The sequence below is a fragment of the Pseudoflavonifractor phocaeensis genome, assembly GCF_016901735.1.
Lineage (GTDB): Bacteria > Bacillota > Clostridia > Oscillospirales > Oscillospiraceae > Pseudoflavonifractor_A.
In genome coordinates, this window is sequence record NZ_JACLZC010000006.1 from 1 (window position 1) to 22,834 (window position 22,834).

Consider the following 22,834-nt stretch of genomic DNA (forward strand, 5'->3'; position numbering starts at 1 on the left):
CGCCTACACCCACCCAGAGCGCCGCCGTCTCCACCCCTGCCCCGTCTCCGACCACCGCTCCCACGGCTCCGCCCACCCAGTCTGTCAGCTCCGCCGCCCCCTCGCCCAGCGGGAGCGGCTCCGGCGGACAGCACGGAGCGAACGCCTATGACGCCGAAGCCTGCCAGCAAATTGCCTTGCAGCATGCGGGGGTGTCCGCCTCCCAGGCGGTCTTTACCAAAACCGAGCTGGAGCACGACCACGGTCAGAAATATTATGAGCTGGAGTTCTACACCGCCTCGGCGGAGTTTGAATACAAGGTGGACACCACCTCCGGCACGATTCTGGAAGCCGAGCGAAAGGATCTGGGTGCGGTCAATTACTCCCTGGAAGAGGCAAAGAGCATTGCCCTTGCCCACGCCGGTCTTACCGCCGATCAGGTCTACTTTGACAAGGCCGAGCGGGACGAGGACGACGGACAGGTCTATTATGAGCTGGAGTTCGTCGCCGGCGGCCATGAGTACGAGTATGAGATAGACGCCGCCACCGGCGCCATCCTCAAATATGAACACGACTAACCTACTTTCTTTCGAGAAAGAAAGTAGGCAAAGAAAGCTTTCATCTGGCCCCGGACCAACAGTCCGGGGCCTCCTTGTTTCCCTGCTCCTGCGGATAAAACAGACAAAGAAAACTTTCATCTGGCCCTGGGCAACAGTCCGGGGCCTCCTTTTGCGCCGCCCGGACCGGGCAAATCCTCCACCCAAGCAGGGTGATTTGATAAAAAACCCGGCTCGCGCGCCAAAAACCGCGCCATAGTCGTCCCATCCGCCCTCCCCCATCCGACCCGGTTTTTCCACAATATGGATTATAATGTGGAACACCCACACCGGGAGCACAAAGGAGGACGAGGCCATGGCCACAAAAGACAGCCTGCGGAGCCGGGCGGCCCGAATGGGCGAGGAAATGCGGGAAACGGGAAAGCTGGTGCTGCGCGCTCCGGCGCTGGTGCGCACAGCCGAGTGTGCCATGCACTTCCTGTTGGGCGCGCTGCTGTCCGGCGCGGAAATTTTCGGCGGATATGCGCCCTTTGGTCTGGGGCTGGTGGCGGCTTCCGGCGCGGGCGCGGACGGACTCTTTGCCCTGCTGGGGGCCTGCTTTGGCTATTTCAGCTTCCAGGGCTTTTTGGACGGCCTGCGCTACTCCGCCTCGGCCATTCTGATCTATTCGGTGGCCTTTGCCTTTTACGGCGGCAGACTCAGCCGCCGTGGCTGGTTTGCCCCTCTGGCCGCCGCGCTGGTGGATGCCGTCACCGGCGCGGTCTATCTCTCGGATACCCACTGGTATCCCTCCGACGTGATCTTTTTTTCCACAGAGGTGCTGCTGGTGGCGGCATCCGCCTACTTCTGCCGCATCGCCTTTTCCCCCTGGAAGGCCGCCCGGGAAGAAGAACCGCTGACCGTCCGGCAGACCATCAGTCTCCTGCTGCTGGGCGGTACGGTGCTGATGACCCTCTCCAAGGTCACCATTCTGGATTCGGTGTCTCTGGGACGGGCGGCGGCGGCGCTGGCCGTCCTTCTGTGCGCCTCCGCCGGCGGGATGGGGGCGGGCGCGGCGGTGGGCGTGGCCGCCGGCGTGGGGATGGATCTCTCCTCGGAGGGCGTTCCCTTTTACGCCATGGCCTACGCCCTGGCCGGCGTGATGTCCGGGGCCTTTCACCGGCAGGGACGGATGGCGGTGGCGATGGCCTATGTCCTGTCCAACGCTCTGGCAGTGCTTTGGAGCTGGGACAACGGGCTCCATCTCTCCCTGCTCTATGAGGTTTTTGTCGCCTCGGTCCTCTTTCTCCTCACCCCCAAGTCCGTCCTGCGCCGCATCCAGGCCTTGCTGGTCCGGGAAACCCGGCAGGACACCAAGGCCCGGGCTATGGCCTACGCCCGCCGCCGGCTGGAAGAGACCGCCCAGGCCTTCCGCGACCTCCACAGCGCCCTGCGTCCCGTGTGCGCCGGCGGACGCAACGACAACGACACCGCCGTCATCTTTGACCGCGCCGCCTCCCGGGTGTGCCGCACCTGCTCCCTTCAGATCGTCTGCTGGCAGCGGGATTATGTGAGCACCTACAACGCCCTCAACGACGCCCTCCCCGCCATGCTGGAGCGGGGCCACGGCGAAGGGGAGGATTTTCCCGGTTATTTCTCCGACCGGTGTCAAAAATTCCCTCAGTTCCTGGCCGCCGCCAATGAGGAGCTGTCCGCCCTTTTCACCCGGCGGCAGTATCAGAGCCGGATCAAGGACAACCGGGGCGAGGTCTGCCGGCAATACGGCGCGCTGGCGGCGGCGTTGGGCGCGGCGGCGGCGGAACTCTCCGCCGAGCTGGCCCCCGATCCCGGCCGGGAGCGGCGTCTCCGGCAGCATCTCACCGCCCAGGGGCTGGAGTGTGACTGTGCGGTGTTCTACGACGAGCGGGGCCGGCTCCGGGTGGAGGCCGACGGCCCCGGGGCGGGCCAGCTGCGCAAGCCGGAGGAGGTCCACCGGCTCTCCGGGCTGTTGTCGGTGCCGCTGCGTCCCCTGGAGGAAGAGGGCCGCCGGGACCGGGCGGTGCTGGTCCAGCTGGAGCCCTACCAGGCGGTGGCCGGCGTGGCGGCCCGCAAAAAGGAGGGGGAAACGGTTTCGGGCGACACCGGCGCTTGGTTTAAGGGGGAGGACGGCAAGGTATACGTCCTGCTGTGCGACGGCATGGGGAGCGGTCCCGACGCCAACCGGGAGAGCGGCGAGGTGGTGGATCTGCTGGAAAAATTCCTTCGGGCGGGGGTCTCTCCCGAGGAGGCGCTGCGCACCCTGTCCGGCGCCCTCTCGCTCAAGGGGGAGGAGACGGGCAGCTTTACCACCATCGACCTGTTGGCCCTGGACCTTTTCACCGGCAGCGCGGCGGTCTATAAATTCGGCGCCGCCCCTACCTATGTCAAAAAGGGCGCCACCGTCACCCGGGTGACCGGCGCCTCCCTACCCGCCGGTCTGGCGCCGGGCGGCACGGCTCTGCCCGACGTATCCCGCTTTCAGCTCTCCCCCGGCGACTGCGTGCTCATGGTCACCGACGGGGTGGCAGGCAGCGGCGGGGATGTGTGGCTGCGGGAGCGGCTGCGCTCTTTTGACGGCAGCAGTCCCAAAGAGATCGCCCGCATCCTCATCGACGAGAGCAGCCGCCGGGGCGGCGGCGAGGATGACCGCACCGCTCTCCTCCTGCGGCTGGACAAGCGGAGCAAGTGAAAAAGTCAGGGGCCCCAAAGGGGTCCCTGACTTTTTTGTCCGCGTTTTCCGCGCAAATTCAGTTGAACTTATAAATTTTGCGGGCCAGATGGTAGAGCCCCACCGACAGCCGGCGGCCCTGATAGCCGGGGATGTTGGACACGGCGGACAGGGCGCGGTATTTCATCCGGTGGTACAGGCGGCGGTCCACCGTGCGCAGATACTCCCAAAGCTCGGTACGCTTGCCCAGGGCGGCGGGAGAGCCGTCGATGATGAGGAACACCGAGGAGATGGTGAGCATCATAGAGAGGTAATTGAACATATAGCGGCCCAGCTTGGGCTGGCTCTGGTGCACCTGGTTGAGGTCGTGGGCGTCAATCATGATGCGGGTGATGCGCACCTGCTGGTCCACCCGGCCCACCATGACCTTCTCGTTGACGCTCTGGTCCGCCCGGCCGATGAAGTACCGGTAAAGGTCCAGGTCCATATAGTAGATGGTCTTGACATAGGGCAGGGGCTGGTACACAAAAATATTGTCCACGTAGAAGGTGTGCTTGGGCAGCTCAATGCCGCAGTCCCGCAGCAGCTGGGTGCGGTAAATGACCGAGTGCATAAGCAGATACTGAGACGGACGGAACCGGCCAATCTCATTCCAGGTAAACACCCGGTTGCGGGGAAAGACGTTGGTATACCGCATCACCTTTTGGGTGTTGTCCTCCACGTGCTCATAGACGTAGTTGCACACCATCAGATCCAGGGGATGGCCCCGGCGGATGAACTCCCGCAGCTTGTCCAGCACCTTGGACAGCGCCTCCGTATCCAGCCAGTCGTCCGAGTCCACTACCTTATAATAGACGCCCGCGGCATTGCGGATGCCCTGGTTGACGCCCTCGCCATGTCCGCCGTTCTCCTGGTGGATGACTCGGATGATATCGGGGTACCGCTCGGCCCACCGGTCACAGATGGCGGGGGTATCGTCCTTGGTGGAGCCGTCGTCCACCAGGATGATCTCGATGTCCGGTCCGCCGGTGAGCAGCGTCTCGATGCAGTGGTCCATATAGGCCGCGGAGTTATAGCAGGGCACGGCAAAGGTTATGATTTTCTGGTTGTCCAAGGGGCTCACACACCTTTCTCCTCAAGGAGGCCATCGCACAGCTCCAGCGCCCGGGCCACGATGGCGTCCATGTTGTAATACTTGTACTCCGCCAGACGGCCCAGCAGATAGAACCGGCCGCGCCCCTCCGCCAGGGCCTTGTAGCGGGCATAGAGGGCGTTGTTCTCCGGGTTGATGATGGCGTAATAGGGGATCTGTCCGTCCTCGGCGGTGTAGGGCCGGGAGATCTCTTTGGCGATGGTGGTCTTGCCGGGCAGCACCTGGCCGGTGAGGAGCTTAAACTCCGTGATGCGGGTCCAGGGCTCGCTGACGGTATAGTTGACGGTGGCGTGGGACTGCCACTGATCCACGTCGTAGGTCTCAAAGCGGAAGTCCAGGGTGCGGTAGGGCAGCCGGCCGAAGCGGCAGCCGAACAGCTCGTCCACCGCGCCGGTGTAGATAACGGGACCGGTAAAGGGCGCGCCGTCCAGCAGCACGCCGCCCTCCTCGGGAAGGGTCATCCGGCGGGAGGCGTCCTCCCCCAGCACCACCGTAATGTTGGGGTGGTGCAGCATACGCCGGAAGAGGGGAGTATAGCCCTCCAGGGGCATGCCCTGATAGGGGTCCTGGAAATACCGGTCGTCCCGGCTGAGAAACACCGGCACCCGGGCTGTGGTGTTGGGGTCGATCTCCTCCGGCTTCTGGCCCCACTGCTTCATCGTATAGTAGAGGAACACATGCTGGTAGACATACTCGGCCAGATCGGCGATCTGGGGGTCGGGGTTCTGCCGCAGCTCCAGAATGGTGACCTTCTTTTCCGGGCCATAGGCCTCCACCAGCTTCTGCTCCAGGATCTCGGCTTTTTCCAGGCCGAAGGCCAGCATCAAACTAGTCAGATTAAAGGGCACCGGCATCTCCACGCCGTAGACGTTGGCCACCACCCGGTGCTGATAATCGCGCCATTGGGTGAAGCGGGACAGGTACTCATAGACCCGCCGGTTGGCGGTATGGAAGATATGGGGGCCATACTGGTGGATGAGGACGCCGGCGTTGTCCAGGCAGTCGTAGGCATTGCCGCCGATATGGTCCCGGCGTTCCAGCACCAGCACCCGCTTGCCGCCCCGTTCGGCCAGCTCCCGGGCGGCTACCGCGCCGGCAAAGCCCGCGCCGATGACCAGGCAGTCGAAGTTCTGATCCATTGGGATACACCTCATATTCTCTCTTGCTTTGTTGGGATACATAATTGACAAGAAAGATTTTACCACATTTCCAGCGCCTTGCAAATGGGAAAAGGATTTAAGTTTTCCTTAAATCCGACGGTCTTAACGGTTGGAATTGTCGATTTCCTCAAAGCGGATCTGGTGGTCGCCGCCGGCAAAGCAGTCGTTGTAATGGCGCATGGCCTCCCGGATGACCCGCACCGCGCCGGCCCGGTCGTTGACCTCGCCGGCCACGGTCTCCTTCCCTTCCAGGGCCTTGTAGATGCTGAAAAAGTGGGACATCTCGTCAAAAATATGGGGGGGCAGCTCGGACAGGTCGTTATAGCCGTTGTAGGTGGGGTCGCTGAAGGGGATGGCGATGATTTTTTCGTCCCGCTTGCCGCCGTCCCGCATGTCGATATAGCCGATGGGATAGCAGCGCACCAGGGTCATGGGGTCGATCTCCTCGGAACAGAGGACCAGCACGTCCAGCGGGTCGCCGTCGTCGCCGTAGGTACGGGGAATAAAGCCGTAATTGGCCGGATAGTGGGTGGAGGTGTGGAGCACCCGGTCCAGAATGATGAGACCGGTCTCTTTATCCAGCTCATACTTCTTTTTACAGCCCTTGGGAATCTCGATGACGGCCACAAAATCCTCCGGCTGGATACGTTTGGGGCTGATGTCATGCCATATGTTGTGCATTATGTATCGCTCCTTTCTGTTAAGCATGTCCTTATTTGTTTTTTTATGACAATATTGTGCAATTTAACTATATATTTTACCGTATGTTTCATTATAACCCGCTTTGGTGTAAAATACAAGAGAGCGTCCAGCCCCTTTGAGACGCCCCCAAAGAAAGGAGACCGCCCATGAACGAAACCCTGACCCGCCTGCACCGGAGGAAATCGGTGCGGGTCTTTACCGACGCGCCGGTGGACGGCGCGCTGAAAACGCAGATCCTGGAAGCCGCCGTCCAGGCCCCCACCGCCGGCAACCAGCAGCTTTACACCATCCTGGATATCACCGACCAGCGTCTGAAGGACGCCCTGGCCGAGAGCTGCGACCATCAGCCCTTCATCGCCAAAGCGCCGGTGGTGCTCATCTTCTGCGCCGACTGCCGCAAGTGGTATGACGCCTACGTGGAGGCGGGCTGTACTCCCCGGGCGCCCGGCCCCGGCGACCTGCTGCTGGCGGTGGACGACGCCCTCATCGCCGCCCAGAACGCCGTGGTGGCCGCCGACAGCCTGGGCCTGGGCTCCTGCTATATCGGGGACATCATGGAGCGCTGCGCCTTCCACCGGCAGCTTCTCGGCCTGCCCCGCTGGGTCTTCCCCGCCGCCATGCTGGTCCTGGGCTGGCCCACCGATCAGCAGCGGGAGCGTCCCAAGCCGGAACGGGTGGATCTGGACTATGTGGTCCACGAAAACGGCTACCGGCCCCTGGACGGTCCCGCTCTGCGGGCCATGCTGAACGGCCGCACCGGCGGTCAGGACTGGGACGGCTGGGTGAAGGCTTTTCACGCCCGAAAATATGATTCGGATTTTTCCCGCGAGATGAGCCGGTCCGCGGCGGCCTATCTGGCGGATTTCGTCACCCCGGAGGAGCCGTCATGATCCATCTCTACTGCGGAGAAAGCAAGGGCAAGACCACCGCCGCCATGGGTCTGGCCCTGCGGGCGGCGGGCCACGGCGTCCGGGTGGTGGTGGCCCAGTTCCTCAAAGCGGAGGGAAGCGGCGAGCGGAAGGCCCTTTCCCTGCTGCCCACCGTCACCCTGCTGCCCCTCCCCCAAAGCATGAAGTTCACCTTCCGCATGACCGAGGCGGAAAAACAACAGGAGGCCGGGCGGCAGACCGCGCTGCTGGAACACGCCCTCACCGCCGGCGCGCAGGCCCAATTGCTGGTGCTGGACGAGCTGTGCGCCGCCCTCACCGCCGGCATGGTCCCTCTCACGCCGGTACTGGATTTTTTGGACGCCCACCCGGACACGGAGGTGGTCATCACCGGCCGCAATCCGCCCCAGCTCCTCCTGGACCGGGCGGATTATATCACCGAAATGGTCAAGGTCCGCCATCCCTTCGACCACGGTCTCAGCGCCCGGCAGGGCGTGGAATGGTAAATGGAAAAATACGGCCTTTTCCGGCGGTTTTTTGCATAGCCTCAGGCAGGGCGGTGGGAGCCTCCTCTCCCCCGCCCTGCTATTTTACACATAAACTTTGTGAAAAAAGGGAAATTGCCTTATTTTCCCCATTATTTCTTCTAAAAATGTTAGATTGCATAAGTATAAAAACTTTCTATTGCATTTCTTTGGACAAATGGTATAATTTCTTTATGCTAAACCTTTTAGGAGGGAACTAACATGGGCTATAAATACGTTTACCAGTTCAGCGAGGGCAACGGCAGCATGCGGGAGCTGCTGGGCGGCAAGGGCGCCAACCTGGCTGAAATGACCAGTCTGGGGATGCCCGTTCCCCAGGGCTTTACGGTTACCACCGAGGCCTGCAACCAGTACTACAACGACGGCGAGGTCATCAACGACGAGATCCAGGCTCAGATCATGGAGTACATCGTCATGCTGGAGGAGACCACCGGCAAGAAGTTCGGCGACCTGGAGAATCCTCTGCTGGTCTCCGTCCGTTCCGGCGCCCGGGCCTCCATGCCCGGCATGATGGACACCATCCTCAACCTGGGCCTCAACGAGGACGTGGTGGAGGTCATGGCCCGCAAGTCCGGCAATCCCCGCTGGGCCTACGACTGCTATCGTCGCTTCATCCAGATGTACTCCGACGTGGTCATGGAAGTGGGCAAGAAGTATTTTGAGGAGCTCATCGACAAGATGAAGGCCGACCGGGGCGTCACCCAGGATACCGAGCTCACCGCCGACGATCTCAAGGAGCTGGCCGAGCAGTTCAAGGCCGAATATAAGGAGAAGATCGGCGCCGACTTCCCCTCCGATCCCAAGGAGCAGCTCATGGGCGCCGTCAAGGCCGTGTTCCGTTCCTGGAACAACCCCCGCGCCATTACCTACCGCCGTCTGAACGACATCCCCGGCTCCTGGGGCACCGCCGTCAACGTCCAGTCCATGGCCTTCGGCAACATGGGCGACGACTGCGGCACCGGCGTGGCCTTTACCCGTAACCCCGCCACCGGCGAGAAGGAACTCATGGGCGAGTTCCTCACCAACGCCCAGGGCGAGGACGTGGTGGCCGGCGTCCGTACCCCCATGCCCATCCAGGAGATGGCGGACAAGTTCCCCGAAGCCTTTGCCCAGTTCAAGGACGTGTGCCAGCGTCTGGAGAACCACTATCATGATATGCAGGACATGGAGTTTACCGTGGAGAACGGCAAGCTGTACATGCTTCAGACCCGCAACGGCAAGCGTACCGCCGCCGCCGCCATCAAGATCGCCTGCGATCTGGTGGACGAGGGTCAGATCACCGAGCAGCAGGCTGTCTGCATGATCGATCCCAAGCAGCTGGACGCCCTGCTCCATCCCCAGTTTGACGCCGAGGCCCTGAAGGCCGCCACGCCTGTGGCTTCCGCTCTGGCCGCCTCTCCCGGCGCCGCCTGCGGCAAGATCGTTTTCTCCGCCGAGGACGCCAAGGAATGGGCCGCCCGGGGTGAGAAGGTGGTCCTGGTCCGTCTGGAGACCTCTCCCGAGGACATCGAGGGCATGGTCGCCGCCCAGGGCATCCTGACCGTCCGTGGCGGTATGACCTCTCACGCCGCCGTGGTCGCCCGCGGCATGGGCACCTGCTGTGTGTCCGGCTGCGGCGCCATCAAGATGGACGAGGAAAACAAGCAGTTTGAGCTGGCCGGCCGCACCTATCACGAGGGCGACTGGATCAGCCTGGACGGCACCACCGGCAACATCTACGGCGAGGCCGTTCCCACCGTGCCCGCCGACCCCAACTCCGGCTACTTCGCCCGCATCATGGCCTGGGCTGACAAGTACCGCCAGCTGAAGGTGCGCACCAACGCCGACAACCCCCGCGACACCAAGCAGGCCGTGGAATACGGCGCCCAGGGCATCGGCCTCTGCCGCACCGAGCATATGTTCTTTGAGGCCGACCGCATTCCCGCCATCCGGGAGATGATCTGCTCCGACACCGTGGAGCAGCGTGAAAAAGCTCTGGCCAAGCTGGAGCCCATGCAGCAGGGCGACTTCGAGGCCATGTACGAGGCCCTCCAGGGCTATCCCATGACCGTCCGCTTCCTGGACCCCCCGCTGCACGAGTTCGTGCCCACCGAAGAGGCCGACATCGAGCTGCTGGCCAAGGATATGGGCAAGAGCGTGTCCGACATCAAGGCCATCATCGCCGGCCTCCACGAGTTCAACCCCATGATGGGTCACCGCGGCTGCCGTCTGGCGGTCACCTATCCTGAGATTGCCGCCATGCAGACCCGCGCCGTCATCAAGGCCGCGCTGAACGTCCAGTCCCGTCATCCCGACTGGGAGATCGTGCCCGAGATCATGATCCCCCTGGTGGGTGAGGTCAAGGAGCTGGCCTTCGTCAAAAAGACCGTCACCGAAACCGCCGATGCGGTGCTCCAGGCCGCCGGTTCCGACATGAAGTACCACGTGGGTACCATGATCGAGATCCCCCGCGCCGCTCTCACCGCCGACGAGATCGCCAAGGAGGCCGAGTTCTTCTCCTTCGGCACCAACGACCTGACCCAGATGACCTTCGGCTTCTCCCGCGATGACGCCGGCAAGTTCCTGGATGCCTACTACAACAACAAGATCTATGAAAGCGATCCCTTTGCCCGTCTGGATCAGACCGGCGTGGGCAAGCTGGTCAAGATGGCCGCGGAGCTGGGCCGTCAGACCCGCCCCGACCTGAAGCTGGGCATCTGCGGCGAGCACGGCGGCGACCCCTCCAGCGTGGAGTTCTGCCACAATGTGGGTCTCGACTATGTCTCCTGCTCCCCCTACCGTGTGCCTATCGCCCGTCTGGCCGCCGCCCAGGCTGCTATTAAAGCACCCCGTGCGATGGATAAGTAATCGTATCACAGCAACGGAATACCACATTTGAATCAGCAAGAGCCTGTTGCAAAATAGGTTGATAAAAAAGACAGACTGGTTAGCCCGAATGAACGGGTTACCCGGTCTGTCTTTTTCCTTTCAGAGAGAAAATCAGCGGTGGATGATACAAAAAAGCGGAATCCATCTTCGCCTTTGCCGATCCGTCCAAGCGGTGGACGCGTTTGGCCTGCTCAAAAACGACTTTGGATTCCGCCATTTTTTAAGCCATGGTGTTGGCACGGCTCCAAATAAAAAATAAAGTTTGAAAAATCGAACCAAATTTACTTTTAAAATTTATATATAAGTGTACACCTTCTCAAAGGAGAATCACGGCGCAACTATATTTCAGAAAGGAAAGATAAAAATGAATACTGGGAAAGCTAATTACTACTGCGGCGCGTTTTCCACATATCTGATTTCTAATAACGTAGAACCCGTACTGTTTGACGCGGGAAAAAACAGCAAAGCGATCCGGTTTTCCATAGGGTCAAAAGACTATAAAGCCTTCATAAAGTACTCCGCATCTCCCAGTAAAACAAAATCCGGTACCCGATGGAATATCTCTTTTACAGAGGAAGAGCAGAAGCGCCTGGGCGAATTTGCAGAAGCGGGCCGGGAAAATATTGTAGTTATCGTTTGTGCCGCTCCCGGCTCCGATCAAAAAACATTTTCTGTTTTTCCGCAGGCAACCGCAATGGCATGTTTAGGAAATGACTCTGTCAATAAAGGAAGAAGAATCTCTGTATATCACAAAAAGGGTGGTCATAAGCTCCAAATCTATGGCACTGCGGTTGATGAAAAAATGGCCTATTGCATCCCCCGATGCTGTGATGAATATTTTGGATTTAAGAAATAAGAATCTGGGCCGCTTTTATCACCCTGTTTATTAAACTATGGAAAAAACAATATAAACGCCCGGCGCTGTATCCGTTGAGATACAGCGCCGGGCACTTGTTTGGAGCGTTATGCCTGGGGAATGTCAAAACCGGTCTGCGAAGTGGTGTGGTCTCCGGTCAGGGTATTGCGGTAGAGAGAATAGAACGAGGAGGCCGACCAGCTGAAGTTGGCCGTGTGGAGCCCCTCGCCGGTCTCGGGGTTGTAGTTCTCCCGGATGGCGCCATCCTCCAGCAGGCCCTCACAGTTGTCAAAGATCTTGTAGGCCATGGCCTGGGCCTCTTCCTGGTAGCCGTAGTTCTGCATGGCTTCCACGCCGTACATGGCCTGGTCCAGCCACACGGGGCCTCTCCAGTACTTGGCGGGTTCAAAGCTGGGGTTGTCCTTGGACACCGTACCCAGCGGCACAAAGGTGTTGAACTTGCCCTCGTCCATCATGTTTTCCACCACGCGGTCGGCCTGGGCCTGGGTGGCAGCCTTGGCCCACAGCGGAATCCAGCCCTCGGGACCCTTGCCGCGATTCACCAGCAGCTTCTTCTCGGAACCGTCCTGGTTGGTCTGGAGATCGTAATAGTAGCCGGTCTCCTCGTCATACATCATGGTGTTGATGTAATCGCGGACATAGGCCGCTTCGGTCTCGTACCGCTCCACGTCCTCGGTCTTGCCCAACTCCTCGGCCATGGACTTGAGGAAGCCCTTTTCGGCATACAGGTAGGCGTTCAGATCCACCGACTCCTGGTTGATGGAGTAGCCCACTACCTGGCCGGAGGCGTCCCTGTTCTCAAAGACCTGGACGCCGATGTCATCCTCCCCGCTGCCCTCCTGGTCAAACCGGGGGGCGTTGTCCATGCCGCTCTCCCAGGCCGCCGCCTCAATCACCGCCTCGGGGTTGAGGATGCGGTTGCCGTTCTCGTCGGTAATGAAGTTGCCCTCATCGTCCATCTGATAGTGGGCGTCGTCCACCATGGCGCCATACTCGGCGATGCCGTTCTGGTCGGTGTCCCGGTTGGTGTACCACCACTCATGATAGCTGACCAGCTTGGGATACATCTCCTCCAGGAACGCCTTGTCCCCGGTCTGCTGGTAGACGTTCCACACCGCCCAGGCCGCCAGCGCCGGCTTGGAGTTGCGCTCGTTCCAGTTGCCGCCGTCCTCTCCCCGGGCCTCGTTCTGGTTGTAGAAAATACAGTCGATGATAGCGCCCTCGTCGTAGGGGCGGAGGGGATCGTCGGCCTGAATCTGATAATCAAACAGAGCACGGATATTATTCTGGGCCAGCTCGCCGTTAAAGACCGACACGCCCACAGCCTGCTTCCAGGAGTCCCAGGCCCACATGCCGATGAAGTACTGATAGGACATGGAGGGGACCACGCCGTCATGCTCCAGGGCGCCGGCGGCGCTGCGCCAGTTGGTGGTGAGGGTCTCTATGGACTTGACCACCGCACGCTGATACTGCTCGTCGGCGCTGTCGTGGCCGTCAAAGGTCTTATCCAGATAGGTCTCCCAGCGCTGGGCGGAAAGGGCAAAATAGTCCTCGCCGTTGGCCAGCATATCGGTGACCTTGGCCGCCTCGGCCTGAGCCTCCTCCTGGGTGAAGGTCCAGCTCTGGGTCTCATAAGTACAGCAGCTCTCTCCCGCGGCCAGCTTCACCGGCTCATTGGCGGTGGTCATATAGGTGTTTTGATCCTCGTCCACGGTGGTGGTGACCGCCCTGTCGTGGGCAATGCGGAACTGGTTTTCCTCCCTGGTCATGTACCACCAGGTGCTGCGGATCTCGCTGAAGTCCACCTGAACGCCGTCCTCGGTGGCCGCCAAAGTGGTGCCCATATCCACCGGCTCGTCCGCCCGCTCGTCGTCCTTGGCAAACTGCTGGTAGAGGTCGCCCGTCCAGGAGAGATTCAGCTCCAGCGCGCCGTCGGTCTTGTTCTCAATGACGGTGCGGATGATAGCGGTACGGTTGCTGCCATAGACCAGCTCCATGGTCACCTTCAGCGCGTCCAGCTCATAGGTCTGCACCAGACGGCCGGGGTAATAGGTCCCTTCCGCCTTGGCCTGGGTGAGGTCGTAGGCGTTGCCTTCCGCGTCGGTGATCTGAAGGCGGCTGATGGCGCCGGACAGGTTGACGGGGTACTCCTCGGCGATGATCACCGGGCCGGCAAATCCGCCGTAGAGATGGGTGGCATCCTGCTCATGGAGGTAGTAGCCGTGCCAGGCGCCCAGATCGGCAAAGTTATTGTACTTGTTGGTGCTGTATGTGCCATAGAGGACCTGTCCGGGATCGGCGTACACATTCAGCACATCGGGGAACTGCTGCGCCCGTTCGCCCACGGTCTGCTGGGCAGTGGTCTGGTTGTTGTCCGGCGTCTGACTGGTCTGACTGTCGGGCGCCTGACATCCGGCCAAAACGCCGAATGCAGCCGCCAGCGCGGCGGCGCCGCCGCGGCGGACAACCTGTTTCACCTTGTTCTTTAGTACCATAAAATCCTCCCATTTCTCTTCATGTTTTTCTAAATTGTCCCTTTCAGCCCATAGTATAGCCTATTTTATACACTTTTTGCAATCATATAATCTGACATATTTTCTTCAGTTTTCTTATGCATTTTTCCTAAAAGCCCCTTGTTTTTATGGAAATTAAAGTTATTTTCTTACAGTTTCTTGTTTTCCACCATTTGGTTAATTTACCTGTGTGATGGAAGCTGTTTTTTCTGTTTTTTATTTGTTCATTGGATTTCCATATAAAAGGCAGTGTTTTTGATAGACGCACACAACAAAAGCATGTACATTTTCTGTTCCACCTGTAAAAAGCCTGCTCCGGCAGAGCGGCCGCGGCAAACTTCCAAAAATATTAGGTGTTGAAGGAGTCTGATTTTCCGGAAACCTTCCGTTTATAAAAATGGGGACAGGAAAACTGCTTCCAGACAATTGAATCGTGGAGCAGTCCACAAACGTCAGGTTGATATGACGGATTTTATCAACAGCGACGAGGCACGGCTGAATCTGCCTCGGGCACCGCCAACGGAATTTTATTTGGAAAAGGAGAAAGAAAAATAAAAACTACAAAACGCATCTTGTCCCTGCTTTTGGCTTTGGCCATCCTTTGCAGCATGTTCCTCATCTCTTCCTCCGCCGCTTCTACCACCGCTTTCGATATCCTTTCCAGCTCCCGTTATGCCAAGACCTATACCTTGTCCAGCAGCGGAACCACCATTCCCTACACCAGCCAAAGCCTCTCCACCAGAGGAACCGTTACCTATGGCGCTTCCAGCACCTCCTACATCGACAACCGGACGGATGAGCTGTATCTGATTGACGCGGGGGTTTCCAACGGGAAATACTGGGCCTATGTGTCCTATCCCACCTCCAGCAAGCGTGTCTATGCCTACATCCCCCTTTCGGCCATCAGCGATAACAACGCTTCCCATGCCAAAACCACCAGTACTGGAACGTTCAACTGCTCTCTGAGGAGCAGCACCTCGCTCTCCGGCAGCTACTATGTCAGCAAGGGCGATACCGTCTATCTGGTCGCCACCTCCGGCAGCAAATACCAGATCCTCTATCCCACCTCCGGCTCGGCCTATCGTCTTGCCTGGTGTAATGCCTCTGACTATAACAAATATTGCGCCGGCGGCACAACTTCTTCGCCCTCCCTGTCCGATGCCGAGCAGCAGATCTATGACCGCCTCCAGAATATGGCCAACGGCAGCTACGGAAATGGGGTCTATCGTACCGGAACACGATATACTGGTGAATATGCCAACGAGCAGTGCAAGGGCTTTGCCAAAAAGGTTCATATGATTTTGTTCGGCTATAACATCGGTTCCACGAAGAGCAAGCCCAACAACTATCAGATTAGCATTTCTTCCAGCAATACCTCCCTGGTTGGCAGTATTTCTGATCTCTCTTCTGCCAGCAACACCACGGTGAGCAATCTCTTTTCCAAGGCAAGAGCCGGCGACTTTATCCAGGTGCGGCGCAGCCACGGCGGCTCTCACTCCATGATCTTCCTCTCCAGCGACACCAACGGCGTGACTGTCTTTGAGTGTAATGTGGACGGAAAGAACGGCATCCAGATCGCCACCTATTCCTGGTCCAAATTCCTCAGCTCCAACGCCGCCGTCAGCGTCTATACCGCGAAAGATTACCGTCTCCATTAAGCAATCAGTCTCTGCCCGGAAGCTAACGCATCATATCCAGGGCGAGGAATATAACCAAGCATAAAACGGCGACAACCGGCAGGACAATTTCGCTCCTGCCGGTTGTCGCTATGTTCTGGTTGCTGATGTGCAGATTATTGTCCCATTGGCTGTATTTCAGCCAACTTTGCTGAAGTTATAGAGCATCTGGGCCACTTCGGCGCGGGTGGCGTCGCCCTGGGGGTCCAGCACGCTGTTGCCCTTGCCGGAGATGATCCCGTTGGCCACTGCCCAGCGCACGCCGGCAGACGCCCACTCGGACACCTGGTCCCCGTCGCTGAAGCTCAGGGCCTCCTCGCTCACCGCGGGGCTTCCGAAGTAGCGGTACAGCATGGTGGCCAGCTGCTCACGGCTGATGGTGGCCTCCGGATTCGTGCCGTCCGACACGCCCGCCGATACCGCCCACTCCATGCCGGCCTGATACCAGGGTTCGCTTTCGCTGGTGTCCACGCCGTCCATACGGGCCAGCACGGTCATCAGCATCCCGCGGGTGGTCAGCATTTCGGGAGAGAAGCTGGTGGCGCTGGTGCCCTGGAACAGGCCCTCGGACACCACATAGTCAATGGCTTCCTTGCCCCAGAAGTCCTCCGCCACGTCGGTGAAGGAGGGCGCGGGGTCCAGAGGCGTATCGCCGTCGTCGATGTCCACGTCGGGCTCATCCACATCCGGCTCGTCCACGTCGGGCTCGTCGGGCTTCTCCGTATCGGTATGACCGCCGCCCTCATAGCCCACCATCTTCCAGCCGGCGTACAGGGTGAGGTCCGCCGTCACGGGTGCGCCGAAGTCATAGGCCTGGGTGCAGGCCGCATCGGTATACCAGCCGTTGAAGGTAAAGGAGCCGTTGGTGGGATTGGCGGGACGGTCTACCGTCTGGCCCTCTTCCACCTGCACGGGGGCAATCTCGTTGCCGCCGTTGGTGTTGAAGGTCACGGTATAGGCGGTCACGCCCAGGGCCTCGGCGGTGATGACGCCGGTCACTTCCGCCGTCTCCTCCGATACCTGGCCCTTGGACAGCAGAACCGTGAAGGCAAAGCTGCCGTCCACGCCCTCGGGAAGGGCCTCCGTCCCGGCGACGGCAGGCTGGAAGCTGCTGATGGAAATGTCATCCGCCGTGACGGTCACGCCGGTGTTGACGATCCGGCTGTTTATCGTCTCGGCCAGCCAGAGGGCCACAGACCCTTCGTCGTTGGCGACGGCCTGCGCCACGGTGTAAGTGCCCTTTTCCACCGTAAGCTTGGCGGCGGTCACCGCGTCCTGATCGCCGGTATCAGGGGCGGCCAGCTGGATTTCATAGGTCTTGGTGTTCATGCCGTCCTCAGAAGTCACCTGAATCCGGATGCTGCGCACAGGCGTGCCGTCCTCAGCGGTGGATACCACCGGCCCGATGACGGTGACCGCGGCGTTTTCGTCCTCGGTCTCCACGGTGACCTGAGGCAGCTCACTGCCTTCCAGGGTATAGGTGTAGGTGCTGACATCGGGGTCGAAGCCCTCCAGCGCCGCGCCGTCCAGAAGGAGATTTACCACGTCGGCGCTGCCGCTGATGTCATCCACGCTCTTGTTGTAGGCGCGGATCTCGCTTACACCGATTCCCATATCCGGCTGGTTTTCCATGACCAGACGAATGGCGCAGGTCTGCACGGCGTCAAAGGTATAGGTGGTGACGCCCTCTATCTGAGGCTCGCCCTGGACGTTCACCAGGTTTTCCACGTCCGCCCAGTTGGCGTCGTCGGCCAGGAAGTGGTCCGAATCCAGACCGTCAATGGGGTACTGAGGCAGGTCGTCCTGGATAAAGTCCTCGCCCACATAGTACTGAATCTTCAGGGTAGCAGGCACGGTGGTGCCGTGGTCCTGGAAATAGTACACGTCCAGCCGGTCCAGGGTCTTCTCGGTCACGTCCTCATAACCGAAGACCACGCCGATGTAGTCGCCTGCGCGGGGGGTACTGGCCCAGTTGCTCCAGATGCTCTTGGGCGTCTGGTGCTCGTTCTGGCTGATGGTGTTGTCATAGATATTGCCCACGCTGTCCGCACCCGCCATGTTGCTGAAGGAAGAGAAGGGCAGGGGCAGGTAGAAGCCGTTGCGGTAGGCGATAAAGCTGTCGTTCTCGTCGTATCTGCCCTGATCGGAGACACGCACATTGATCTGGGTCTGATAGCCGTCCACGTCGCCGTAAACGGTCACCACATCGCCGACCTCGGTAAACATATCCTGGGTGCACTCATCCCACACGGCGGGCCGCTGGTCAGTGGTGCCGTCGCTGTAGTACACATTCACACGGTCAGGCAGCGTGGGAAGGAAGCGGACAGGGATGGCGGTGGAGAACTGCTGCACAGCCACCACGCCCTTCACCACCACGGTGGCGGTGGGACGCAGCGCCTGGCCCTCCACGGTGCCCTTCACGGTGAAGACGCCGTAGTCGGCATAGCTGCTCTCGGGAATCTCATCCCAGACCACGTTTACATCCTTGGCCAGACCCTTGTCGAAGGTGGCCATGATGCGGCTGGGCAGCTGGGGCGCCACGCCCTTGTCGGTGGTGACGCTGACCTGCTCATAGCCGATGATGACTTTGTCCTCCGTGGTGGGTTGGACGGTGATCGCCAGAGGCGCGCTCTCCACGGTCACATCCTGGTAGGTCACCTGAGCAGTCAGGGTGGTTTCGCCCGCGTTGTAGGCATAGATCTGGCCGTCGCGGACCTCGGCGATGAAGTCGTCGGCCACGCGGTAGGTTACGTCGATGACATCATCGGAGAGAACGGTGCCGTCCTGCAGCTTGGCCGTCAGCTCCACGTTCTTGATGTCGTCTTCAGTCAGGGTGCTGCCGCCCTCAATGGCCACTTCCACCTGATCCAGAACGGGGGCCGCTACCTGGAAGAAGATGGAGTAAGAGGCGGTGGTCTTGCCGTCCTCGGCGGTCACCAGGATGGTGGCCGAACGGCCGGGGCCGATGGCGGGTACGATGTACACCGAGCCGTTTTCCACGGCCGTGGCGGTGATTTCCGGCACCTGGGCGCCGTAGGGAATTTCCACGGTATAGTTGTAGACAGCCGGGTCAAAGCCTTCCAGCTCCACGCCGTCCGCCTGGAGGGTCTCCAGCGCGGCCACGGTGGAGACATCCAGCTTCATCTGGTTGCTGTAAACGTGGACTTCGCCCACGCCGGTGGATTTCAGAGCGGCGTTATCAAACTTCCAGCGGAGGAAGCGGGTGGTCACCGGGGTATCGGAGAAGTCAAAGACCACCTCTTCCATGGCGAGGCCGTCCATTTTGCCGTCCACGCCGTCGATCTCATCTGTGTCCTTGCTGGCAATGTCGATCCAGGTCTCCCCGTCGTCGCTGTACTGGATGGTCAGGGTATCGGGCAGGCTCATGGCGCCGTCGCTGGCGTTGTTCCAGATGCAGATGCCTACCTTGCCGATCTCCGCGGCCTCTTCCAGCTCCAACTGGCACCATTCGGTGACCTCGCCGTGGTTCCAGGGAATCCAGCGTCCGCCGGCAGGGCCGCCGGTAAAGTAGACCGCGCCGTCGTTGATGGCCTCCACCGGATCGCCGCTCACATAGGAAGCGGTGGGGATGGGGTAGACGCCGTCCCGTTTGGCAATGTCCACATCATAGACCACTTCGCTCTCCCGTACCTCCACGATGGCCTTGGCCTTGGCGGCAAAGCCGTCCACCGCGCCTTCCACGGTGACGGTCCCCACCTGGGCCACGTCGTCCTCGGTGAGCTCACGGTCCCAGGTCACAGGCAGCTGAACCGTCTCGCCGGTGTTATAGACGGCGGTGACGGTGTCGGGCAGCTGGGGTACTGTACCTACGGCGGTCACCAGATAGCTGTCCCGCAGGCCCAGATAGTCGGTCACCACCACGCTGACCGTCACCGTATCGCCGGTCTCGGCCACCAGGCCGTAGGCGGTGAACATGCCGCCCTGAGCCAGCTGGCTTTCGTCGATGGGATTCCAGCTGACCGCCTTTTCTTCCTTTCGGCCGTCGCTGTAAACGGCGGTCACCCGCTCAGGCAGATCGGGCTGGACGTTGACGGCAGTGGTCACTTCGGGAAGGGCCTCATAGCCTAGCAGCTTGGCGCCGCTCTGGTCGTCGGTGGTAAAGACGGTGACGCTGTCGCTGGTCAGTCCGGCGGAGGAGGCGGTGATGGAGATGCTGCCTTCCGTGCTTGTGGATTGAACGATCAGCATGGCCTTGCCGCTGAACGCCTTGCGTTTATTGTCCTTATAGTGCTCGTCAACGGCGGTCTGGTTGCCGTTGTCCACGCCGGCAATCACGCCGTTGCCCGAGACCTGGAAGTTGACCAGGTTGTCGGCGGTGGGCACCAGATTGCCCGCCTCGTCCAGCACCTCCACCAGGATGTAGGACAGATCCTCACCGTCAGCGGTGATGATCTCCCGGTCGGGGGTCAGACGGATCTGGGCGGGCGCGCCGGAGGTACGGATCACGTCGTTGGCGATCTCGTTGCCATCGGCGTCATAGGCCACGGCCTTCAGCTCGCCGGGCTCATAGGGCACCATCCACTCCAGATAGATATGGCCGTCCTTCTCCTGATAGGGCCGTCCGTCCTCGGTCTGGAGCTGGTCAAAGACCTGCTTGCCCAGCGATTCCCCGTTGAGGAAGAGCTCCACGGCGGGGGCGTTGGTGTAGGCCTGGACCCGGATGCGGCCCTCGCTGTCCTTGATGTCGTATCCGGCGTCTCCCTCCCAGTTCCAATGGGGCATCAGGTGGACCATGGGATTGTCCTCCACGCTGGTCCAGACGCTCTGATACATATAGTAGGCGTCCTTGGGAATGCCGGCGGTATCCACCGCGCCGAAGTAGGAGCTCTTGGAGGGCCAGGAGCCGTAGGGGCTGGGCTCGCCGATGTAGTCAAAGCCGGTCCACATGAACTCGCCCAGAACCCACTTCCGGTCCCGGTTCATCTGCCAGGCGTGCTCCATGGAGGAGCCCCAGCCCACGGTGCCGCTGTCGTCATAGCTGCTGCGGATGTGGAGGGTATCGTCGTTTTTGTAGTAGCCGCGGCTGCGCACGGCGGAAGAGGTCTCGCTGCCCATGATGACCCAGTCGGGATACTCCTCATAATGGGCCTTGTCATAGGAGGGATTGCTGCCGCTTTCGCCGTAGTTGAAGCCGGCGATATCGCTGACATCAGCCACCTGCTTCATGTAGCCGTCGCTGAAGCTGCCGATGAAGTTGTTGTAGCCCTGGGTGGTGGGACGGGTGGTATCCACTTCCTTGACCCAGTGATTGAGCTTGGTGGCGGTCTCCACGGAGGCGCTCACGATCTCGTTGCCCAGGGACCACATGATGATACAGGGATTGTTTTTGCCCCGATCCACCATGTTCTTGATGTCGAACTCCGCCCAGGTCTCGCCGGGCTCTGCGTCGGGATGGGAGCTCACCTGGTTGAAGAAACGGTGGTAGTCATAGGTCCGCTTGCCGCTCTCCCAGCAGTCGAAGGCCTCGTCAATGACCATCAGGCCCAGCCGGTTGCAGATGTCCAGCAGCTCGTCGGCGGCCGGGTTGTGGGTGACGCGGATGGCGTTGACCCCCATGCTCTTCATGGTCTCCATCTGCCGCTCGATGGCCCGGTAATTGGCCACCGCGCCCAGCGCGCCCTGGTCGTGGTGCATACACACGCCGTTGAGCTTCATGTACTCGCCGTTGAGGTAGAAGCCGTCGTCGGTGGTGAAGGTCAGCCAGCGGAAGCCGAAGGTGGTGGAATAGGTGTCCACCACTTGGCCGTCCACGGTGACAGTGGTCTCCAGGGTGTAGAGGTTGGGGTCGTCCACGCTCCACAGCGCCGGCTTTCCGGTGGTAATATCCTGCTCAAATTCCACCGTCTCACCTACGCCGATGGTCTGGATGTCGGTGGCCACCGCCTCGGCAAAGAGATTGCCCTCCGCATCCAGGATGGTGGAGGTCACCGCCGCCTCCACCGGTGCGGCGCCCTCATTTTCTACCTCGGTCTTGACGTTGACCGCCGCCCGGTCCTGGGCATATTCCTGCTCCAGGTCGGGGGTGGTGACATAGGTGCCGTACCGGGCCACATGGACCGGATCGGTCACCACCATATCTACCCCGCGATAAATACCGCTGCCCGAATACCAGCGGCTGGAGGGCAGCTGGTTGTTGACCTTGATGGCGATGACGTTTTCGGTGACGCCGTCGGCCACCACAAAGTCTGTGATATCATAGGCAAAGGGCGAGTAGCCGTAGGGATAGTTGCCCACCAGCTGCCCGTTGACATAGGTGGTGCTATCCATATAGACGCCGCCGAAGGCGATGGAAATGCGCTTGCCCTCCATTTCGGCGGGCAGCACAAAGCTTTTGCGATACCAGCCGATGCCGCCGGGCAGGGCGCCACTGTTTACGTCGATGCTGGAGTCAAAATCCTGCTCAATGCTGTAATCATGGGGCAGGTTCAGGACGCGCCAGTCGCTGTCGTCAAAACTCTTGCTTTCGGCCCCCTTGACGTCGCCCAGATGGAAGCTCCAATTTTCATTGAAGTTCAGAGTCTGTCTGCCTGCCTCGCTGTCGGCCAGCATCAGTACCGGTGCTTCCTCCGCCTCCGCCGCGCCGGTCCCCGCGGCCATTGCCGCCGGTTCGCACAAGCCCGCGCACAGCGCCAGCGCCAGCAGCGCCGATATGGTTTTCTTCCACATCATGGTTTGTTCCTCCATTCCTTTCGTAACAGTACGCTTTTGGACGATGAGACGCTGTCCCGTTCCCTCCTTTCCCCGCCCGTCTCAAGGCGCTCTATCGTCAGCTTTTCAGCATAACAACCTGTCCCGTCAAAATGGCTGTGGGCGCATTTCCAAGAATGCGTGCAATTTTTCTTTTTGTTTACCAGCCGTTTTTTCTGCTTTTTCATCACCAGCGCCCATCTTTTTCTGCTGCCGGTCTGTTTTTTCCCCTGCGGCGGACAGGCCGTTTTCTGATGGTGCGCGCCCCGTGATTTTCTGTTGTTCATAGTCTAACGCATGGCGGCATCCGAGCGGCAAAAATCCGGCATCAAAACGCCATCACATTAACCGGATTTTTAGAAAAATTTACAACCCCCTTTGTCCAGTGTCCACAAAAATCAAACCGGCGCACTTTATCTCTTTTTTTGTTTCCAACCAAAGGACAGAAGGGTCCAAAATCGCATTTTGACATAGCCAAAGCGGAGCGGCCGGGCGGAGCACTTTTGGATAAAATTTCTTCTTT

Annotated in this window: 14 protein-coding genes; 8 read left to right on the forward strand and 6 right to left on the reverse strand. The window is 60.1% G+C overall.

Annotation, left to right across the window (positions count from 1 at the left end; all coding sequences use genetic code 11):
* On the forward strand, window positions 1-557 hold a 557-nt coding region (locus tag H7U37_RS02425), incomplete at its 5' end, for a PepSY domain-containing protein (protein ID WP_204873311.1).
* A gap of 334 nt (window positions 558-891) precedes the next feature.
* Window positions 892-3,243, forward strand: coding sequence for a SpoIIE family protein phosphatase (locus tag H7U37_RS02430; RefSeq protein WP_204873313.1), 2,352 nt, complete (start codon window positions 892-894; stop codon window positions 3,241-3,243).
* A gap of 58 nt (window positions 3,244-3,301) precedes the next feature.
* Here the strand turns inward: H7U37_RS02430 and H7U37_RS02435 are convergent, their stop codons facing one another.
* The 3 genes from H7U37_RS02435 to H7U37_RS02445 form a co-directional block, all read right to left on the reverse strand.
* Window positions 3,302-4,279 carry a glycosyltransferase family 2 protein gene (locus H7U37_RS02435; protein ID WP_204873400.1) on the reverse strand — a complete coding sequence of 326 codons (978 nt, stop codon included), beginning with the start codon at window positions 4,277-4,279 and terminating at the stop codon, window positions 3,302-3,304.
* Window positions 4,280-4,341: 62 nt separating this feature from the next.
* Complete coding sequence (gene glf / locus H7U37_RS02440; protein ID WP_204873315.1) at window positions 4,342-5,514, reverse strand: UDP-galactopyranose mutase; 1,173 nt, start codon at window positions 5,512-5,514, stop codon at window positions 4,342-4,344.
* Window positions 5,515-5,637: 123 nt separating this feature from the next.
* Window positions 5,638-6,216 (reverse strand): inorganic diphosphatase, encoded by a 579-nt coding sequence (locus H7U37_RS02445; RefSeq protein ID WP_204873317.1) that lies wholly within the window; start codon window positions 6,214-6,216, stop codon window positions 5,638-5,640.
* A gap of 167 nt (window positions 6,217-6,383) precedes the next feature.
* On the opposite strand from H7U37_RS02445, the gene H7U37_RS02450 reads away from it, so the two are divergent.
* The 5 genes from H7U37_RS02450 (at window position 6,384) to H7U37_RS02470 (ending at window position 11,393) form a co-directional block, all read left to right on the forward strand.
* Window positions 6,384-7,127, forward strand: a complete 744-nt coding sequence (locus tag H7U37_RS02450; protein ID WP_204873319.1) for a nitroreductase family protein — start codon at window positions 6,384-6,386, stop codon at window positions 7,125-7,127.
* The gene (locus H7U37_RS02455; RefSeq protein WP_204873321.1) at window positions 7,124-7,630 is read left to right on the forward strand and encodes a cob(I)yrinic acid a,c-diamide adenosyltransferase; all 507 of its coding nucleotides are present in this window, start codon (window positions 7,124-7,126) and stop codon (window positions 7,628-7,630) included. The genes H7U37_RS02450 and H7U37_RS02455 overlap by 4 nt, the downstream gene beginning before the upstream one ends.
* A gap of 240 nt (window positions 7,631-7,870) precedes the next feature.
* Window positions 7,871-10,516 carry a pyruvate, phosphate dikinase gene (gene ppdK / locus H7U37_RS02460; RefSeq protein WP_204873323.1) on the forward strand — a complete coding sequence of 882 codons (2,646 nt, stop codon included), beginning with the start codon at window positions 7,871-7,873 and terminating at the stop codon, window positions 10,514-10,516.
* Window positions 10,517-10,604: 88 nt separating this feature from the next.
* Window positions 10,605-10,796 (forward strand): hypothetical protein, encoded by a 192-nt coding sequence (locus tag H7U37_RS02465; RefSeq protein WP_204873324.1) that lies wholly within the window; start codon window positions 10,605-10,607, stop codon window positions 10,794-10,796.
* 105 nt (window positions 10,797-10,901) lie between these two features.
* Window positions 10,902-11,393 carry a hypothetical protein gene (locus H7U37_RS02470; protein WP_204873326.1) on the forward strand — a complete coding sequence of 164 codons (492 nt, stop codon included), beginning with the start codon at window positions 10,902-10,904 and terminating at the stop codon, window positions 11,391-11,393.
* Between the two features lie 107 nt (window positions 11,394-11,500).
* On the opposite strand, the gene ygjK is transcribed toward H7U37_RS02470, so the two are convergent.
* Window positions 11,501-13,909: an alpha-glucosidase gene (ygjK, locus tag H7U37_RS02475; protein ID WP_204873328.1), complete on the reverse strand. Its 2,409-nt coding sequence runs from the start codon at window positions 13,907-13,909 to the stop codon at window positions 11,501-11,503.
* 602 nt (window positions 13,910-14,511) lie between these two features.
* On the opposite strand from ygjK, the gene H7U37_RS02480 reads away from it, so the two are divergent.
* Window positions 14,512-15,585, forward strand: coding sequence for a hypothetical protein (locus H7U37_RS02480; RefSeq protein WP_204873330.1), 1,074 nt, complete (start codon window positions 14,512-14,514; stop codon window positions 15,583-15,585).
* A 156-nt stretch (window positions 15,586-15,741) separates the two neighbouring features.
* Here the strand turns inward: H7U37_RS02480 and H7U37_RS02485 are convergent, their stop codons facing one another.
* On the reverse strand, window positions 15,742-22,293 hold the full coding sequence (locus H7U37_RS02485; RefSeq protein ID WP_204873332.1) for an Ig-like domain-containing protein: 6,552 nt from the start codon (window positions 22,291-22,293) through the stop codon (window positions 15,742-15,744).
* Window positions 22,290-22,598 (reverse strand): hypothetical protein, encoded by a 309-nt coding sequence (locus H7U37_RS02490; RefSeq protein ID WP_204873334.1) that lies wholly within the window; start codon window positions 22,596-22,598, stop codon window positions 22,290-22,292. Before H7U37_RS02490 ends, H7U37_RS02485 begins: the two co-directional genes overlap by 4 nt.
* Between the last annotated feature and the right edge of the window lie 236 nt (window positions 22,599-22,834).

What these genes read in the sequence shown, in the direction of transcription:
- H7U37_RS02430 (WP_204873313.1), top strand. Translation starts at nt 892, where the DNA reads ATGGCCACAAAAGACAGCCTGCGGAGCCGGGCGGCCCGAATGGGCGAG.
- H7U37_RS02455 (WP_204873321.1), top strand. Translation starts at nt 7,124, where the DNA reads ATGATCCATCTCTACTGCGGAGAAAGCAAGGGCAAGACCACCGCCGCC.
- H7U37_RS02435 (WP_204873400.1), bottom strand. Translation starts at nt 4,279, where the DNA reads ATGGACCACTGCATCGAGACGCTGCTCACCGGCGGACCGGACATCGAG.
- ppdK (WP_204873323.1), top strand. Translation starts at nt 7,871, where the DNA reads ATGGGCTATAAATACGTTTACCAGTTCAGCGAGGGCAACGGCAGCATG.
- ygjK (WP_204873328.1), bottom strand. Translation starts at nt 13,909, where the DNA reads ATGGTACTAAAGAACAAGGTGAAACAGGTTGTCCGCCGCGGCGGCGCC.
- H7U37_RS02465 (WP_204873324.1), top strand. Translation starts at nt 10,605, where the DNA reads ATGAACGGGTTACCCGGTCTGTCTTTTTCCTTTCAGAGAGAAAATCAG.
- H7U37_RS02485 (WP_204873332.1), bottom strand. Translation starts at nt 22,293, where the DNA reads ATGATGTGGAAGAAAACCATATCGGCGCTGCTGGCGCTGGCGCTGTGC.
- glf (WP_204873315.1), bottom strand. Translation starts at nt 5,514, where the DNA reads ATGGATCAGAACTTCGACTGCCTGGTCATCGGCGCGGGCTTTGCCGGC.
- H7U37_RS02450 (WP_204873319.1), top strand. Translation starts at nt 6,384, where the DNA reads ATGAACGAAACCCTGACCCGCCTGCACCGGAGGAAATCGGTGCGGGTC.
- H7U37_RS02445 (WP_204873317.1), bottom strand. Translation starts at nt 6,216, where the DNA reads ATGCACAACATATGGCATGACATCAGCCCCAAACGTATCCAGCCGGAG.
- H7U37_RS02470 (WP_204873326.1), top strand. Translation starts at nt 10,902, where the DNA reads ATGAATACTGGGAAAGCTAATTACTACTGCGGCGCGTTTTCCACATAT.
- H7U37_RS02490 (WP_204873334.1), bottom strand. Translation starts at nt 22,598, where the DNA reads ATGAACAACAGAAAATCACGGGGCGCGCACCATCAGAAAACGGCCTGT.